Genomic DNA, 18734 nt, shown 5'->3' with positions numbered 1-18734 from the left:
CTTCATCTGTTTGCACCTAAGACATTCACCAACATTAGAATAAAATTCGCACCTTGTTTGGCCCGAGCAGCGATTCAAGCGAGAGCATCAAGTCATCGGTCGGATTCACTCGCCAAGCATCGGCTAACCTAAACTGACCTTTGGCTTGGGCTTGAGCGTAATTGATCACCACAGGCACAGCGCCGTTACGCCACGGGCTTAGGGCTTGCTCGAAGGTATCGAGGGCAGATGGCGTTAACTCACTGCCATCCATATCGATTTCTAGCGCCTTAGCAAAGTGGCTGCGCGCCTCACTGATATCAATGATGTTACGCGCCGTCATGCGGTTGCCGCCGGCGAAATCATCATAACTCACCTCACCTTCACAAATGAGGATGCGGTCTTTCTCCAGCAGATGATTAAACTTTTCAAAGGCTTCGGTAAACAACATGATTTCAAGACGCGCGCTCTTATCATCAAGCGTCAATAGGCCCATTTTCGAGCCGCGCTTAGTCAACATCACGCGTGTTGCCACCACTAATCCCGCAGCCTTAGCGGTTTTACCGCGTTCGGTCGGATGCACATCTTTCAAACGACCGGACGTGTAATGCTTAAGCTCTTTTAAATATTGATTGATCGGATGACCGGTCAAATACAAGCCTAAGGTTTCACGCTCGCCTTCAAGCCAAATTTTATCTGGCCAAGAGGTACATTCAACAAACTGCTGCTTGCTGTCTTCGGGTTCACTGTTGAGCAAACCAAACATATCGTGTTGGCCAATCGCTTCGGCTTTGGCATGTTGATCGGCGGCGCGAATCGCTTCAGGCAAGGTAGCCATCATTGACGCACGGTGCGGCCCAAGATTGTCTAAGGCACCCGCGCAGATCAACTTTTCAATCACGCGCTTATTGAGTTTTTTCAAATCAATGCGGGCACAGAAATCGAATAAATCTACAAAGGGGCCGTCTTTACGCGCCTCTAAAATCGATTCAACTGGGCCTTCACCCACGCCTTTAATGGCACCGATGCCATAAACAATGCGCAGATCATCATCGACGGTAAATTTGAACAAACCTTTGTTCACATCCGGCGGAATAAGCGGCAAGCCCATACGTTCACATTCATCGACCAAGGTCACAATCTTATCTGTGTTATCCATATCGGCCGACATTACCGCCGCCATAAACTGCGCAGGAAAATGGGTTTTAAGCCATAAGGTCTGATAGGAAACCAGCGCATAAGCGGCGGAGTGAGATTTGTTAAAACCGTAGCCGGCAAACTTTTCCACTAAGTCGAAAATCTTCATCGACAAGTCGCCATCGACGCCGTTATTGATTGCTCCTTCTTTAAAGATACTGCGCTGCTTGGCCATCTCTTCGGGCTTTTTCTTACCCATAGCACGGCGCAGCATGTCGGCGCCGCCAAGGGTGTAGCCCGACAGCACCTGCGCAATCTGCATCACCTGCTCTTGATACAGAATAATGCCGTAGGTCGGCGATAATAGTTCTTTTAATGATTCATGCTGGTACTGAGAATCTGGGTACGAGACTTCCTCGCGCCCATGCTTACGTTCGATAAAGTTATCTACCATGCCCGATTGCAAGGGCCCCGGACGGAATAGTGCCACCAGTGCAATCATGTCCTCGAAACAGTCGGGCTGCAGACGCTTAATCAAATCCTTCATACCACGGGATTCGAGTTGGAATACCGCCGTAGTTTCATACTTTTGCAGCAAACGGAAACAGGCGGGATCCGTGAGTGAAATCGCCTCAATCCGTATTGGTTTGCGCCCGTTTTTCACTTCGACCTTGTTCACCATCTCGAGCGCCCAGTCGATAATCGTCAGGGTTCTTAATCCCAAGAAGTCGAACTTAACTAGCCCTGCAGTTTCAACGTCGTTTTTATCAAATTGTGTTACTGGGTTTTTGCCTTCTGCATCGCAATAGAGCGGCGCAAAATCGGTAATTTTTGTCGGTGCGATCACCACACCACCGGCGTGCTTACCAGCGTTACGGGTTACGCCCTCGAGCTTACGGCACATGTCGATCAGATCTTTGACGTCTTCATCAGCATCATAAGATTCTTGCAACGCTGGCTCGACTTCAAAGGCTTTCGCCAGTGTCATGCCAGGTTCAGGGGGAATGAGTTTAGAAATTCGGTCAACGAAACCATAGGGATGACCGAGCACACGGCCAACGTCGCGGATAACCGCTTTTGCCGCCATAGTACCGAAGGTGATGATTTGCGATACCGCTTCGCGGCCGTACAACTCGGCCACGTGGTCAATAACCTCATCACGTCTATCCATGCAGAAGTCGACGTCAAAGTCGGGCATGGAAACACGCTCAGGGTTCAAGAAGCGTTCGAACAGTAAGTCAAATTCGAGCGGGTCTAAGTCGGTGATTTTGAGCGCATAGGCCACAAGTGAACCCGCGCCCGAACCACGACCAGGCCCTACTGGGATACCGTTATCTTTACCCCATTGAATGAACTCCATTACGATCAAGAAGTAACCGGGAAAGCCCATCTGATTGATTACTTTGAGTTCGATATCGAGCCGCTCATCGTATTCGCCCCGTTTCTTGGCGCGCACTTCGGGATTGGGGAACAAAAACTCGAGCCGCTCTTCAAGGCCCTTCCTCGAACAATCAACCAGAAAGTCTTCGATGGACATATCGCCCGTCGGGAAGTTGGGCAGGAAATACTCGTACAAACGAATCGTCACGTTACAACGTTTAGCGATTTCTACACTGTTCGCCAGCGCCGCGGGAATGTCGGCAAATAGCTCGCACATTTCCTCTTCGCTACGTAAGTACTGCTGTTCACTGTACTTTTTAGGACGGCGCGGATCGGCAAGGGTAAAACCATCGTGGATCGCGACTCGAATTTCATGGGCGTCAAAATCTTCAGGTTTAAGGAACACCACCTGATTGGTGGCGACCACTGGAATGCCTTTCTCCTGCGCTAAGATTACAGCCATGTGTAGATAGCGTTCTTCGTCGGGGCGACCGGTACGGATAAGTTCAAGAAAATAACGATCGGCGAAATGAGTTTGATAAAACTCACATAAAGATTCAACCTGAGTGCTATTACCCTTGAGGAGCGCCTTACCCAGATCGCCCTCTTTGGCACCCGATAACAGCAAAATGCCTTCGTTATAGGTGAGTAACCACTCTTGGTCGATCACCACACGCCCAGCCACTTGGCCACGCAAATAGGCCTGACTGATTATTTGGGTTAGATTCTGATAACCAACATTGTTCATCGCAATTATGGTTAAGGCGCATAATTCGCCTTCAAATCCTGGCACTTGCATCCAAAAATCGGCGCCGATAATCGGCTTGATCCCCGCACCATGGCAACCACTGTAAAACTTAACCAAACCACAAAAGTTGTTTTGATCAGTCAGGGCGACAGCCGCCATTCCCTGCGCTTCCACCTGCGCCAAAATCGGCTTGACCTTGGCCACGCCATCGGTCATTGAGAAGTCACTGTGGACACGAAGATGCACAAAACGAGGATCGGACATAATTAGGATTATCTTTGAATAGCAGGTTAACAATAACTAGAAAGCAGACTAACAAAGTCACGCAGCCAGAGCCAGTGACTTTGCCGGATAACGGAAACTATAGTGCTAAAAGCAGCGCTTACAGTCCCAGTAATGCCTTGACGGGTTTGAAACTTTTACGATATTGGTCAAACACACCATGTTCGGCTATGGCCTCAAAATGCGCCTTAGTTGGATAGCCCTTATGTTTTGCAAAACCGTATTGCGGATAAGCGGCATCGAGCACGTCCATCTCGCGGTCCCGCGTCACTTTGGCGATAATCGATGCAGCACTAATACTGGCAATTAAACCATCACCTTTAATGATGCTGTGACTGGTAAGCCCAGCGCCATTATGGGCAACAAAGATGGGGCTACGATTGCCATCCACAAGCACAAGCTCAGGGGCAATATTAAGCCCAGCAACCGCGCGCTGCATTGCCAACATAGTGGCGTGCAGAATATTCAGCTCATCGATTTCAGCAGGACTGGCACGGCCAACCTGATAACACAAAGCTTTATCACAAATCTCATCGAACAGGGCTTCGCGGCGTTTCTCACTAAGTTTTTTAGAATCATTCAGACCACTAATGGGCTTGCTCGGATCTAAAATCACTGCGGCAGTGACGACGTCGCCGACTAAGGGGCCACGGCCTACTTCATCCACTCCGGCAATCAAACCCGTCGAAAAGGCCAGCAAATCGGCTTCAGTTAAACTTTTATAGGTTGCCACTAATTAGCCTCCTGCGATTTAGCCTGAGTGTGTTTAAGCTCAACCAGCGCCATTACCGCTTCAGCAGCTTTTAAGCTTGCATCACGACGTAATACTTGGTGTAGTGCTTCAAACTTGGCTTTAAGCGGCGCAAAATCGCGATTGAGCTCAAGGGTCACGGCCGCCGCAATTTTCTCTGGGGTGCAATCTTCTTGGATAAGTTCTGGGACGAGATCTTTTCCAGCAAGCAAATTCGGTAACGAGAAACGCTCGACCTGCATCATGCGCTTAGCAATGCGATAGGTTATCGGGCTCACGCGATAAGCCACCACCATAGGACGCTTGACCAACATGGCTTCTAACGTCGCAGTGCCAGAGGCCAATAAAATCCCATCGGCCGCTGCCATCACTTCACGGGACTGGCCTTCAATCATGTGGATTTCAAGATCAGGCGCAAAATCCTTCAGTGCTTGCTCAAATTGGTCACGGCGTTTTTGATTCACCAGCGGCGTCACAAAACGTATGTCTGGGAAATTTTGTTTGATCAACAAAGCCGCTTTCACAAAAGGCTCGGCCAGTTGCTTTAGCTCTCCACCGCGGGAACCGGGCAGGATCGCTAAGTATTCGGCATCGGCATCTAGTCCGAGCAAGGCACGGGCTGCGGCCTTATCGCTTTGCATGGGAATATCGTCGGCCAAAGTATGACCCACAAAGGTACAAGGCACCTGATGCTGATCGTAAAAGGCTTTCTCAAAAGGCAACAGCGACAACACCATATGGGTGGCTTTGGCGATTTTGAATATCCGTTTTGGACGCCATGCCCACACAGACGGGCTTACATAATGGACCGTCTTAATGCCACGCGCTTTGAGTTTAAGCTCGAGGCCAATATTAAAATCCGGTGCATCAATACCAATAAAACAATCGGGCTTAAGCGCGGTAATCTCTTTAATCAGGGAGGCACGTACTGTTAATAAACGAGGCAAACGGGATAGCACTTCAACAATTCCCATCACAGCGAGTTCTTCCATCGCAAACAGGGATTTAAAGCCGAGGGCTTCCATGCGGGGGCCACCGATACCGACAAAATGCGCATCGGGATGAGTCTTTTGCAGCGCCGCCATTAAACCTGCGCCTAAAGTATCGCCCGAGAGTTCTCCGGCAACCATGGCAAACACTAATGGAGTTTTATTGCTCATAAACCAATCATGTCTCATGAATGAATGACATTGGATGACGGAGCGAACAACAGCTAAAACACATCATTCCAAGCCATACTGATGTAAATTAATGATTAAGCTCATTGATGGTTGAATGCACAAGGACATTACTAACAAAAACGTCTAACCACCCAATAGGCTTAAGCCAATAATACAAAAGGGCATAAAAATGCCCTTTTGTTGTCTTGTGGTCATCAAGTTAGCGAATAATGCCGCGACTCGATGACTTTACAAATTCAAGGAACAATTTCACTTGCTCATCGTTCTGCGCATCTTCAGCCAACGCTTCAATCGCTTCTTCAACTGTCAAGCTGCTGCGATATAAGGTTTTATAAGCGCGGCGCAATGCCAATTGGCTTTCTTTAGAAAAACCACGACGCTTCATGCCTTCGCTGTTTAAACCGCGTGGAATCGTCGGTTGACCCGCCGCCATCACAAAGGGAGGTACATCCTGCAGCACTAAAGAACAACCTGCAGTAAACGCATGGGCACCGATATGCACAAACTGGTGAACACCCGTCATGCCGCCTAAAATAGCCCAATCACCCACATGTACGTGACCCGCGATAGAAGCGTTATTGGCCATGATCACATTGTCGCCGACCACACAGTCATGGGCGATATGTACATAGTTCATAAACAGGTTGTTAGACCCAATACGCGTCTCACTGTTATCTTGGACTGTACCGCGGTGGATAGTCACGTTTTCACGGATAACGTTATTGTCACCAATGATCAGTCTTGTGGGTTCGCTAGCGTACTTTTTGTCTTGGCACTCTTCGCCTACTGAGGCGAATTGAAAAATACGATTACCTTTGCCGATAATCGTTGGGCCTTTAACAACCACATGGGAACTCAACCAACAATCATCGCCAATTTCAACGCCTGCACCGATATAGGTCCAAGGGCCAATAGTGACGTTATTGCCAATTTTTGCATCGGGATGCACAAACGCTAATGTATCTATCACTGACTAATCTCTCTGCGGGCACACATGATTTCAGCGGAACAAACCACTTCACCATCCACTTTGGCCTCACCGTAGAAGACGCCAATCCCGCGGCGCTCTTTAATCATTTTGACATCAAAATGGATTTGATCTCCTGGCTCAACAACACGTCTAAAACGCGCATTGTCGATACCAGCAAAGTAATACAACACCCCTGGAGGCGGCACATCACTGCTCATGGTTTTAAATGCTAACAGGCCAGTTGCCTGCGCCATGGCTTCTAAAATAAGCACGCCTGGCATCACAGGTTGAATCGGGAAATGTCCCTGAAAAAATGGCTCATTTATTGAAACGTTTTTAATCGCCTGCAGACTGACACCTGGGGTGTAATCCAGCACACGATCGATCAATAAGAATGGATATCTATGGGGCAGATATTTAAGTATTTCTTTAATATCCATAGTGTTCATTTGATTAGACACGAACCGAGTTCCTCAAATTGCCTTGGAGCAATTAATCTGGTGTTTTTAAATTTTTTTCCAACGTTTTAACACGATGGAACAGTTCATCTAACTGACGGAAACGAACTGTGTTTTTACGCCAAAGTTTATTGTCCATTGCCACAGTGGCAGAAGAGTATAAACCGGGCTCACGCATATGAGTGGTAATATTCGTAGCACCAGACACATGCACACCATCGGCAATGCTCAAATGACCTGCGATGGCACAACTACCACCAATAATACAATATTTACCAATAGTGACACTGCCTGCGATGGTCGTACTGCCAGCGATAGCGGTATTCTCACCGATAATATCGTTATGGGCAATTTGTACTTGGTTATCGATAATCACCCCATCGTGGATCTCGGTATGGCCTAATGCACCCCGATCTACCGTTGAATTCGCACCTATCTCAACCCGATCGCCGATACGAACGCCGCCCGTTTGTGGGATTTTAATCCACTGACCGCGTTCATTGGCATAACCAAAACCATCGGAGCCTAATACAGCGCCCGAATGGATAATACAATCTTGTCCTAAATGCACATCGTGATAGACAGTGACATTAGCCCACAAACGCGTTTTTGAGCCAATAACCACATCTTGTCCGAGCACGACACCGGCACCTATCTGGACATTTTCACCTAAAATGACGTTCGCACCAATAACCGCATTCGCCCCAATCGCAACACCTTCACCTATATGGGCAGAAGCGTCAATTTGAGCCGAAGGATGGATACCCTCAGCCGCTTTAGGCGTAGTGTCCAGATACTGGGCAACACGGGCAAAACCGACATAAGGATCTTTTACAATTAACGCAGTACCTTGATAATCCTGCGCATCTTTAGCTGACAATAACACCGCACTCGCTTGAGTTTCCTCAAGCTGAGAGCGATATTTACTGTTGGCTAAAAAAGAGATTTGACCTGCTTTGGCATGTTCTAAGGTCGCCACACTATCAATAATTAGCGTTTCGTCGCCTTGGATATCACCGTCTAATAACAGGCCTAGCTCTTTTAAAGTCACACTATTCATCTATTACTTGCCTTTGCTTAAGGCTTCAACCACTTTGCCACTGATGTCAGCGTTAGGCTTAACATAAATGACTGCACCACGTTGTAATACCAAATCATATTGGTCTTTTTCAGCGATAGTGTTGATGGCTTTCTGCACTTTAACTAACAGTTTATTTTGCTCTTCACCTTGGCGACGACGTAAGTCTTCATCCAATGCTTTGCCTTTTAACTGATATTCAGATTTTAGCGATTCCATTTTACGAACCAGTTCCGTTTTTTGTGCATCGTTCATTAACGCACCGTCACGTTGCTGCTTCTCCATTAGAGAGCGCATTTCTTCTTGCATTTTTTGGACATCAGCCATGCGATCGCCAAACTCTTTCTTCAGAGATTGAGAGATCTGTTCACGTTGTGGTAGCTGTTCGAACACAGCGCCCATATCCACTACGGCAATTTTCTCAGCATGTGCCATTAACGGCGCGCCTAACAAAACTAACGTCATCAGCGCGCGATTTACCATCTTGTTCAAAATAAACTCCTTGTTACCTTGTTATAGTCAGCAAAACTTGCCGAGTGTATGCCTTTTAAAAAGTTTTGCCAATATTGAAAGAGAAGATCTCTGTTTGGTCGCCTTCGTATTCTTTAATCGGCCACGCTAAGCTAAACACCATAGGACCCATAGGTGATAACCACTGCACACTTAAGCCCCAAGAGGCGCGTAAACGTGCTGGATCACTGTAATCCTGTAACTTAGCAAACTCGTCTGCTGGCAAGCTATTTTTATAATAATCGTAATCAAACTCAGTATCCCAGACGTTACCCGCATCAACGAAGAAACTTGTACGCACTGAGTTTGTGTAAGCCTCATCCAAGAATGGTGTTGGGACAATCAACTCCATGCTCGCTGTCGCAAGGGCGTTACCACCGATTGAGCGACCAGAACTCACTTGAATACTATCAGGATCCGGCTGAGGGAAATTGCAGCCGTCACCGGATGGATCGAAGCAAGGTTCGCTGCCACTATACATATAGAAGGAGCGAGGACCGACTGAGTTTGACTTAAAGCCACGTAGCGAGCTACTACCACCTGAGTAATAGTTTTCCCAGAAAGGCAGAATTTGGTCGTTATCATTAAACTGACCATAACCGTTACCATAACCTAATCGACCACGGGCCAAAAACACAAAGCTCTGACTACGGTTTATAGGGAAATAGAAGTTAGTGTCAAAGTCTGTCTTAAAGTACTGTAAATCAGACCCTGGCGAGGTCATTTTACCGTTTAAACGTTGAGACGAACCGTCTGTTGGGAAAGTCCCACGGTTCAAGGTGCTACGAGACCAACCCAAACTCAGTTCAAAGTTATCGAAACTTAGGTCCGCATTTGGATCGTTATCACGGTAGATGTTATAGAAACGACGCGCTTGCTCATAGGCAGAAATCTCAGAAATCGTGTTATGACGATAACCGATACCACCGTTGATACGGTTGTATTCGTTAATTGGGAAACCCGAGTTCAACGCCACACCGTAAGAACTGTTTTTATAACGTTCTAAGTTAGCTTCATTGGCGTCAAACTCGCTCCAATAAATACTACCGCCTAAACTGACATGGTCTTTAGTCCAATACGGATCGGTATAGGATAAGTTAACGTTCTTAGAGTACTTGTTGGTGCTCAAACTCACGCCAGCCTGATTACCAGTGCCTAAAAAGTTATTTTGCTGCACACCAAACTGCAAGCTCAAACCTGATTCAGTACCATAACCGACACCGGCGTTGAATGAGCCCGACGGCTGCTCTTTCACTTTAACCGCGACATCGACTAAATCATCAGTGCCAGGCACTTGAATGGTTTCAGTGTCAACGGTTTCAAAAAATCCAAGACGGTTAAGGTTAGCTTTTGAAAGCTCTACTTGCGCAGAGTTTAACCAAGCCCCTTCCATCTGACGCAGTTCACGGCGCATCACTTCATCTTTGGTCACTGTGTTACCAGTGAAGTTAATCGAACGCACGTAAACACGTTTGCCCGGTTTAACATTGATGTTTAAGGTGACTTCTTTGGTCTTATCATCAATTTCTGGGTACGTTTTCACTTCTGGATAGGCATAACCGAAGCGGCCTAAATATTTGCTGTACATTTCTTCGGTGAAAGTCACATCGCCGCCGTTGTACATATCACCCGCTTTGATTGGTAGAATTGATTTCATCAACTCTTCACGGCCCATCAAATCACCCGTCAGGTTTACTTCTTTAACTTTATATTTCTCACCTTCATCTACGTTGATGGTGATATATAAACCTTTACGGTCAGGCGTCATCGCCACTTGAGTCGAGGTGACTTCAAAGCGGATATAACCTTTATTGTGATAATAGGTTTTGATGGTCTCGAGATCGGCCTGCAGCTTTTGCTTCTGATAACGGCGTTCGCCGAACAGATCCCACCAAGCCACATAATCTTTAAGTTCCAGCATGCCAATCAACTCAGCATCGGTGAACTCATGATTACCGACCACGTTAATTTGGCGGATTTCGGCCGCTAAACCTTCGGTGAACTTAAATTTCAGCTCAACCCGGTTACGGGGTAAGTTGATCACTTGGGCTTCTACTTTAGCGCCGTATTTACCCACGCCGTAGTAGAAATCCTGCAGACCCTTTTCAATACCGGTCAACATAGTGCGATCGAGCGACTCACCGACTTTAACGCCAGAACCGTCCAGACTTTCCTGTAACTGTTCGTCTTTAATGTCTTTGTTGCCATCGAATGTCACGGCACTGATGGTAGGACGTTCAGTGACTTTCACCACTAATACGCCGCCATCTCGGCTCACGGAGACATTTTCAAAGTTAGTCGATGCATACAAGCTTTTAATGGCTTGTTGAATTCTTAACTGGTCAACAGTGTCACCTACTTTTACTGGTAAGCTTAACAGGGCAGCACCGAGTGCAACTCGCTGCAAACCTTCAACTTGGATGTCGGTCACTTCAAACGGTTGGAAAGTATCAGCCAACACAGTCCCTGAAAACGACGCACCGACGAATAACATCGAGGCAAAAAGTTTATTCAATCTCATAGAGCACTTCTAATTATTAGTCTGTCCTTGCTCAGAGTCGGGCAAAATCATTGAAAAGCGCAATGCTCATCAACATCAGCAGTATTGCTGCCCCAAATCTGAATCCTATTTCCTGCACCTTTTCAGGTACAGGTTTACCAGTTATTACTTCAATAAAGTAATACAGCAGGTGTCCCCCATCGAGCACAGGTAAAGGCAACAAGTTAATGATGCCTAAATTAATGCTGATGAGCGCGAGGAACCCGAGAAAATAGACCAAGCCATAGTTTGCACTACTGCCCGCACCCTGTGCGATCGAGATGGGTCCACTCAGGTTTTTCACCGACACATCGCCGGTAAATAATTTGCCAATCATCTTAAAGCTCACAGCAACAAGTTGCCATGTTTTATCCGCTGCGATGCCGAAAGAATCGATTGGTCCATATTCAAGTTGTAAACGCATATTGTCTGGCCATGGCGCTTGGGTTGGGCTCACCCCCAGCATACCTATCTCTTGGCCATCGGCGCTTTTGCTGCTTAACGGTGTCACTGCCACGTTAAACTGTTCGCCATTACGACGCACAGTTAAGCTCACAGGCACATTGGCAGAATGTTGAATAATGTCAACAAAAGCCTGCCAATCAGTATAATTTTTACCATTTATCGCCACTAAGGTATCGCCGACTTTCAGCTCACTCTTGGCAGCGGCGCTGTCAGGGCTAATTGCAGCTATTGTCGGGTCGATTTCGGGGCGATATATCCCTAAACCTAAGGTGGTAATCGGCGATTCTTTTTCAGGATCAAAATGCCAATTGCGGGTATCTAAGGTATAAGAGCGCGCGCTGGAATCTAGGCCCTGCAAACCGCTCAATGGCGTCAGCGATACACTCAGGCTTTCATCGCCTATGTGGCCCACTAAGGCTAAATTCACTTCTTCCCAGTTACGCACAGCCTGGCCGGAAATGGCCGTAATTTGCATGGGCTCAGTGACCTGGATTTGCGCGGCGGCAGTTCCAGGTGTTGTCGATGTGATCACAGGTTTCAGTGACGGCACACCAATCAGATACATAAAATACAGGGCAACGATGGCAAAAATAAAATTCGCAATCGGGCCAGCAGCCACAATCGCAATGCGCTGCCATACGGTTTTACGATTGAATGCTTGATCTTTTAATGCTTCAGGGACGTCTTCGACGCGCTCATCGAGCATTTTGACATAGCCACCGAGTGGGATCATGGCTAACACGTATTCAGTGCCGTCTTTACCGACACGACGCCAAATCGCCTTACCGAAACCAATGGAGAAACGTTCGACTTTGACACCACAACGGCGTGCGACATAGAAATGGCCGTATTCGTGGGCGGTGATTAACAGGCCCAGTGCAACGATGAAAGAACCTAAGTTCCATAAAAAATCTAACATCCCACTCCTTACGTCATTGATTTAATCACTCAGCCATTGCTAAGCGATGCTTGCTAAGGTCTCACGCGCATAGACGCGGGTTTGCGCATCTAAGGCTAAAATATCTTCTATGCTGCCCATAGGGCGCTTAGGCACAGTCACTAAACAAGCTTCGTTCACTTTTGCAATTTGAGTAAAGCCAATTTGTCCCTGTAAAAACGCTTCAACGGCAATCTCATTGGCAGCATTTAACACAGTTGTCGCCTCTTGGCCTTGGGCACACGCGTCCATTGCCAGAGCTAAACAGGGGAAACGTTCAAAATCAGGTTCATAAAAGCTTAACTGTCCGACTTTGAAAAAATCTAAAGGTTCAACGCCAGAATGAATTCTTTGCGGATAAGCCATGCAATGGGCAATGGGCGTACGCATATCTGGGTTACCCATTTGGGCAATAACGGAACCATCACGGTACTGCACCATAGAGTGGATCACGCTTTGCGGATGGATAACCACCTTAAGTTGCTCAGCCTGAGTGTTAAACAACCAACGCGCCTCAATAAACTCTAAGCCCTTATTCATCATAGTGGCGGAGTCGACGGAGATTTTAGGTCCCATGGACCAATTAGGATGTTTACAGGCTTGGGCAGGCGTCATGGCGGCCAGTGTCGCAAGATCCGACCGCAGGAAAGGTCCGCCAGAACCGGTTAACAGAATATGGGAAATACCCGATGCCGCTAAGTCACAACGGCCAAGGTTGGCTTGCACTTCTTGTGGGAGACATTGGAAGATAGCATTATGCTCACTGTCCACAGGCAAGAGAACCGCGCCAGAGCGCTTAGTCGCCTCAATAAACAGCTCACCTGACATGACTAAGGCTTCTTTGTTGGCCAGTAATACCCGCTTACCCGCCTTTACGGCTTCAAGCGTCGGTACTAGCCCTGCAGCCCCAACAATCGCCGCCATCACGATATCCACTTCGGCAGCAGTCACTAAACCGAGTAAATCATTCATGCCAGTGGTGACTTGGATATTGAGCGTCGCGGGTAAAACGGCACGCAACTGTTTTGCTGCCGCTTCATCCACCATATGCGCCACTTTCGGTCTATGCGCCAAACAAAGTGCAAGCATCTTATCAACACTCGCGTTGGCCACTAATCCATACACGCTATAAGCGAATGGATTAGCCGAGATCACACTTAAGGTACTGGCACCTATAGAGCCGGTAGCACCCAAAATCACCATATTTTGCATAGCGTTACATCCAGAATGCAATGTAGATCAGGGTAAACACCGGCAAGGCTGCTGTCAGGCTGTCGATGCGGTCGAGCACGCCGCCGTGACCTGGCAAAATGGTGCCAGAATCTTTAATACAGGCCGCACGCTTAAACATACTTTCAGATAAATCACCCAGCGCTGACACTAAGGCTACAAATAAGGTCACGGCCACAACTAAACCCAGTTCTTGCTCAGGCGAATAATACATCACAGCTGCAACCACTATCATAGTGGTCACTAAACCACCGAGTAAGCCTTCAAGCGTTTTAGCTGGGCTAACCGCTGGCATCAGTTTGGTTTTACCTATCGCCTTGCCAACGAAGTAAGCGCCTGAATCCGCGGCCCACACAATCAACATCACCAATAACACCAACACAGGGCCGTAATAAGGCGAAGCTTGCGAGCTAATGGATTTGAGCGCGATCAGTGCGACAAAGCAAGGTATTAAGGTTAGCTGTCCAAACATGGACTTAAACATAGGATTCTTTTGCCAAAACTTAGCGCTTTTAGGATAAGTCACCACTAATAACAGTGAGGCAAACCACCAAAGTGCGCCAATATAGAGAATGGCTAAATAGATAGGGTGTAACTGATGGCTTAACCAAACCGCATCGATTGGCACAATCAGATTAAGTGCTACCAACAAGATACCGACCGTACAAGTGAAGCTCCACTGGGTGACGTCACACTGATTATCGATAATTCTTCCCCATTCCTTTGCAGCAATGAGAAAGACGCCGACCAAGGCCCAAGCGAAATAGTTGGCTGGGAGTAAAAATATCGCCCCCAAAACTAATGGAACTAACCAAATTGCTGTTATTATTCGTTGTTTTAGCAAAAAAAATCCCTCATGAGGTTTTACAATGCACGCATCTCATCAATCTGACTTCCAGTCAAACCAAAGCGGCGCTGGCGACTTGCAAAAATGGCAATCGCTTCATGAAAAGCCTGTTCATCGAAATCAGGCCAAAGGGTGTCGGTAAACACCAATTCTGCATAGGCCGCCTGCCACAGCACAAAATTGCTGATGCGACAGTCCCCGCCCGTGCGGATCATTAAATCAACTTCACTCTGATTTTGCATGCACAAATGTGCACTTAAGGCTTCTTCGGTGAACTGACTGCTGGTCATTTCGCCAGTTTCGACCTTTTCCGCTAATTTTTGGGCTGCTTGAAGTATGTCCCAACGGCCACCATAGTTAGCGGCAACATTCAGAACCAAGCCAGTATTGCCTGATGTCTTCTCTTGCGCAGCTGCAATTTGCTTCTGTAAGCGCGCCGAAAACCGGCTGATATCACCAATAATCTTCAGCTTAACCTGGTTCTTATGCAGCAATTTAATTTCGCGCTGTAATACGGTAAAAAACAATTCCATCAGCAAGCTGACTTCTTTATCGGGTCTTCGCCAATTCTCGCTAGAAAATGCAAATAACGTTAGCGATTCAATGCCCAATTGGCTTGCCGTGCTTACGGCTCGTCTAACGGCCTTAACACCGGCCTTATGTCCCAACACTCGTGGTTTACCTTGAGTTTGTGCCCAGCGCCCATTGCCATCCATGATAATGGCAACATGCTTAGGTAACGACTGTTTCACGAGTTCGGGTAATTGTCCCGGCAAGGTCGTTTGAGTGTGTAAATCACTTTCACTCGTCCTAGGGTGCGGATCAAGTTCCACTGTGGATGACATCTAATACAGCCCTTTAAAATAGACAAACGCCGTGTAGTATACCCCTACACGGCGCATCAACTCTAGCTTATCGAACTTGAGATTAGACTTCCATCAACTCAATTTCTTTGGCCGCTAAAATCTCATCGACCTTTTTAATATGAGCATCGGTGAACTTTTGCACTTCTTCTTCGCTGCGACGAACATCATCTTCAGTACAAGCTTTGGCTTTCTCAAGTTTTTTCACTTCAGAAATGGCATCACGACGTACGTTACGGATAGCGATACGACCGTTTTCAGCTTCGTTACGCACCACTTTGATGAAGTCTTTACGACGTTCTTCAGTCAGCGCGGGTAATGGAATACGTAATGTCGCGCCTGCAGACATAGGGTTTAGACCTAAATCTGAGCTCATAATGGCCTTTTCAACGGCTTGGATAGCGCTACGATCGAATACAGTCACAGACAGAGTGCGAGAGTCTTCAACACCCACGTTAGCCACTTGGTTCAGTGGTGTCATAGTACCGTAGTATGACACTTGAATTGAATCAAGCAGGCTTGGGTGGGCACGACCTGTGCGCACTTTTGCCATTTGGTTTTTAGTTGCGTCTACACATTTACCCATGCGTTCTTGCGCATCTTTCTTAATGTTCTCAATCACGTTAAATGTCCTTCTTGGTCATTAAATAACTTTTTTCGCTCTGATCAGCGTGCCTTCTTCTTCACCCATGATAACGCGGCGAAGAGCGCCAGGCTTGTTCATGTTGAAGACTAAAATAGGCATGTCGTGATCACGCGCCATAGTAAAGGCTGCTAAGTCCATTACTTTTAATTCTTTTTCCAGAATTTCCGCATAAGTCACTTCATCATACTTAACGGCGTCTGGATTTTTCATTGGGTCTTCGGAGTATACACCGTCGACTTTAGTGCCTTTCAACACAACTTCAGCTTCGATTTCAATGCCGCGTAAACAGGCCGCAGAATCGGTCGTGCAGAAAGGGTTACCTGTACCGGCAGCAAAAATAACCACTCGGCCAGATTTTAGCAAGCTGATCGCTTCAGCCCAATTGTAATCGTCACACACACCCTTTAACGGGATAGCTGACATCAGACGGGCATTAACATAGGCACGGTGCAAGGCGTCGCGCATTGCCAAGCCGTTCATAACCGTTGCCAGCATACCCATGTGATCGCCCACCACACGGTTCATGCCTGCTTTTGCTAGGCCTTCACCGCGAAACAGATTACCACCACCAATAACCACACCCACCTGAATACCCAGCTCAACCAGCTCTTTCACTTCCTGAGCCATGCGATCTAATACTTTGGGGTCGATGCCGAAGCCTTCGTCGCCCATCAGTGCTTCGCCACTTAATTTAAGAAGAATGCGTCTAAATGCGGGTTTTGGATTGGTGCTCATAATTTTTATCCTGGTCATAACAAGACCGCAGCTATTGCCGCGGTCTTGGGGGTATTTAGCGTTGGCGATTAAGCCTTTTTAGAAGCAGCGATTTGAGCAGCAACTTCAGCTGCGAAATCTTCTTCTTTCTTCTCAATACCTTCACCCACTTCTAAACGAATGAAGTTAGTGACTTTAGCGCCTTTCTCTTTCAGAATTTCGCCAACAGTTTTCTTTGGTTCCATGATGTAAGCTTGACCAGTCAGAGAAATCTCACCGGTGAACTTCTTCATACGACCAAGAACCATCTTCTCAGCGATCTCTGCCGATTTGCCTTCGTTCATTGACATTTCGATTTGCAGAGCTTGTTCTCTTGCAACGATTTCTGCAGGAACATCTTCTGGGTTCACGTATTCAGGCTTAGAAGCAGCAACGTGCATTGCGATGTGCTTTAAGGTTTCTTCGTCAGCTTCACCGGCTACAACAACACCAATGCGCTCACCGTGACGGTATGAAGATAGGTTTGCACCATCGATGTACTCAACACGACGAATGTTGATGTTTTCACCGATTTTAGTTACTAACGCAACGCGTGCGTCTTCGAACTGTGCTTTTAAATCTTCAAGAGTCACTTTAGATGCAGCAGCGGCATCTAATACTGCGTTCGCGAATGCTAAGAAGTTTGAATCTTTAGCAACGAAGTCAGTTTGACAGTTAACTTCTAACAGCGCAGCGAAACCTTCGCCATTCTTGATCAGAATTGTACCGTCAGCAGCGATGTTACCCGCTTTTTTAGCAGCTTTAGCAGCACCAGACTTACGCATGTTGTCAATTGCTAACTCCATGTCGCCGTTAGTTTCTGTCAGAGCGTTTTTACAATCCATCATGCCTGCGCCAGTACGGTCGCGCAGTTCTTTAACTTGGGCAGCAGTAATTGCCATTGTTAAATCCTCTATAAAAAATCGACTAATTTGCAGATATAAAACAGGGGCCGAATGGCCCCTGTTAACCAATCAAAAATCTTGGTTAATAAGGGTGATGATAATCATCGCGCCTTATTATTATTCGGCTTCTACGAAACCGTCTTGCTCAGCTTGAACAGCCAAATCTTGACCACGGCCAGCTTTTGCAGCAGCAGCAACAGAAGAAGTGTACAGGCGGATAGCACGCATAGCGTCGTCGTTACCAGGAACGATGTAGTTAACACCATCTGGCGCAGAGTTAGTATCAACAACTGCAACAACAGGGATACCCAGGTTGTTAGCTTCTTTAATAGCGATATGCTCATGGTCAGCACCGATGACGAATAATACGTCTGGCAGGCCGCCCATGTTTTTAATACCACCTAAAGATTTTTCCAGCTTTTCAAGCTCACGAGTACGCATCAGCGCTTCTTTCTTGGTCAGCTTGTCGAAAGTACCGTCAACTGATTGGCTTTCTAGTTCTTTCAGACGTTTGATTGACTGACGAACAGTTTTCCAGTTAGTCAACATACCGCCTAACCAGCGGTGATCAACATAAAACTGATCACAAGACAGAGCTGATTCTTTGATCGCTTCGCCAGCAGCACGTTTAGTACCAACGAATAATACTTTACCTTTCTTTGAAGCTACGTTGCTGATGAAAGCCAGCGCTTCATTGAACATTGGCACTGTATGCTCAAGGTTGATGATGTGAACACCGTTGCGAGCACCGAAAATGAATGGCTTCATTTTTGGGTTCCAGTAACGGGTTTGGTGACCGAAGTGGACACCGGCCTGAAGCATATCGCGCATTGAAACTGTAGTCATTTCTATTACCTTAAAATTTAGGGGGTTAGACCTCCACGCATCCCATGTCTTCGACCCCGCAATTGATAACTGAGGGCACCCCGAAGAATGTGTCGACACGTGTGTGATTTAGTATTTAGACAAATAGCCATGTATAATGGCCGCCATCTTTAGTCTTGCAAGTATCTAAGCAGAGCAAAAGCTGGCTTGGACAATTCATCAAGACTTAAACATAACGGCGCGCTTTATA

16 protein-coding genes are annotated in these 18734 nt (G+C 47.0%); all 16 read right to left on the bottom strand.

The window, feature by feature from the left end; genetic code table 11:
• Window positions 1-34 precede the first annotated feature (34 nt).
• Window positions 35-3508 (bottom strand): DNA polymerase III subunit alpha, encoded by a 3474-nt coding sequence (gene dnaE / locus FW758_RS01330; protein ID WP_446444421.1) that lies wholly within the window; start codon window positions 3506-3508, stop codon window positions 35-37.
• Window positions 3509-3626: 118 nt separating this feature from the next.
• Window positions 3627-4259, bottom strand: coding sequence for a ribonuclease HII (rnhB, locus tag FW758_RS01325; protein WP_446444420.1), 633 nt, complete (start codon window positions 4257-4259; stop codon window positions 3627-3629).
• Window positions 4259-5437 carry a lipid-A-disaccharide synthase gene (gene lpxB / locus FW758_RS01320; protein WP_446444419.1) on the bottom strand — a complete coding sequence of 393 codons (1179 nt, stop codon included), beginning with the start codon at window positions 5435-5437 and terminating at the stop codon, window positions 4259-4261. The genes rnhB and lpxB overlap by 1 nt, the downstream gene beginning before the upstream one ends.
• Before the next feature lie 220 nt (window positions 5438-5657).
• Entirely contained in the window at window positions 5658-6428 is a 771-nt protein-coding gene (gene lpxA / locus FW758_RS01315; RefSeq protein WP_446444418.1) for an acyl-ACP--UDP-N-acetylglucosamine O-acyltransferase, read from the bottom strand.
• Window positions 6425-6889 (bottom strand): 3-hydroxyacyl-ACP dehydratase FabZ, encoded by a 465-nt coding sequence (gene fabZ, locus FW758_RS01310; protein ID WP_006080990.1) that lies wholly within the window; start codon window positions 6887-6889, stop codon window positions 6425-6427. The genes lpxA and fabZ overlap by 4 nt, the downstream gene beginning before the upstream one ends.
• Before the next feature lie 31 nt (window positions 6890-6920).
• Window positions 6921-7946, bottom strand: a complete 1026-nt coding sequence (gene lpxD, locus FW758_RS01305) for a UDP-3-O-(3-hydroxymyristoyl)glucosamine N-acyltransferase (protein ID WP_446444417.1) — start codon at window positions 7944-7946, stop codon at window positions 6921-6923.
• A 3-nt stretch (window positions 7947-7949) separates the two neighbouring features.
• On the bottom strand, window positions 7950-8447 hold the full coding sequence (locus FW758_RS01300; RefSeq protein WP_011846353.1) for an OmpH family outer membrane protein: 498 nt from the start codon (window positions 8445-8447) through the stop codon (window positions 7950-7952).
• A gap of 64 nt (window positions 8448-8511) precedes the next feature.
• Window positions 8512-10995: an outer membrane protein assembly factor BamA gene (bamA, locus tag FW758_RS01295; RefSeq protein WP_311898750.1), complete on the bottom strand. Its 2484-nt coding sequence runs from the start codon at window positions 10993-10995 to the stop codon at window positions 8512-8514.
• Between the two features lie 31 nt (window positions 10996-11026).
• On the bottom strand, window positions 11027-12397 hold the full coding sequence (rseP, locus tag FW758_RS01290; RefSeq protein ID WP_446444416.1) for a sigma E protease regulator RseP: 1371 nt from the start codon (window positions 12395-12397) through the stop codon (window positions 11027-11029).
• Between the two features lie 39 nt (window positions 12398-12436).
• Window positions 12437-13627, bottom strand: a complete 1191-nt coding sequence (gene ispC, locus FW758_RS01285; RefSeq protein WP_446444415.1) for a 1-deoxy-D-xylulose-5-phosphate reductoisomerase — start codon at window positions 13625-13627, stop codon at window positions 12437-12439.
• A gap of 4 nt (window positions 13628-13631) precedes the next feature.
• A complete protein-coding gene (locus FW758_RS01280) occupies window positions 13632-14489 on the bottom strand; it encodes a phosphatidate cytidylyltransferase (RefSeq protein WP_446444414.1) in 858 nt (285 codons plus the stop codon).
• A gap of 20 nt (window positions 14490-14509) precedes the next feature.
• Entirely contained in the window at window positions 14510-15337 is an 828-nt protein-coding gene (uppS, locus tag FW758_RS01275) for a polyprenyl diphosphate synthase (RefSeq protein ID WP_006085248.1), read from the bottom strand.
• Window positions 15338-15419: 82 nt separating this feature from the next.
• Entirely contained in the window at window positions 15420-15977 is a 558-nt protein-coding gene (frr, locus tag FW758_RS01270) for a ribosome recycling factor (RefSeq protein ID WP_012088724.1), read from the bottom strand.
• Window positions 15978-15998: 21 nt separating this feature from the next.
• A complete protein-coding gene (pyrH, locus tag FW758_RS01265) occupies window positions 15999-16736 on the bottom strand; it encodes a UMP kinase (protein ID WP_006080981.1) in 738 nt (245 codons plus the stop codon).
• Between the two features lie 68 nt (window positions 16737-16804).
• Entirely contained in the window at window positions 16805-17656 is an 852-nt protein-coding gene (tsf, locus tag FW758_RS01260; RefSeq protein WP_006085247.1) for a translation elongation factor Ts, read from the bottom strand.
• A gap of 120 nt (window positions 17657-17776) precedes the next feature.
• Window positions 17777-18505, bottom strand: a complete 729-nt coding sequence (rpsB, locus tag FW758_RS01255) for a 30S ribosomal protein S2 (RefSeq protein WP_006080979.1) — start codon at window positions 18503-18505, stop codon at window positions 17777-17779.
• Window positions 18506-18734: the final 229 nt, after the last annotated feature.

The sequence above is a fragment of the Shewanella sp. 1180_01 genome (genome assembly GCF_052850535.1).
This window is presented reverse-complemented; position numbering and strand designations above follow the sequence as displayed.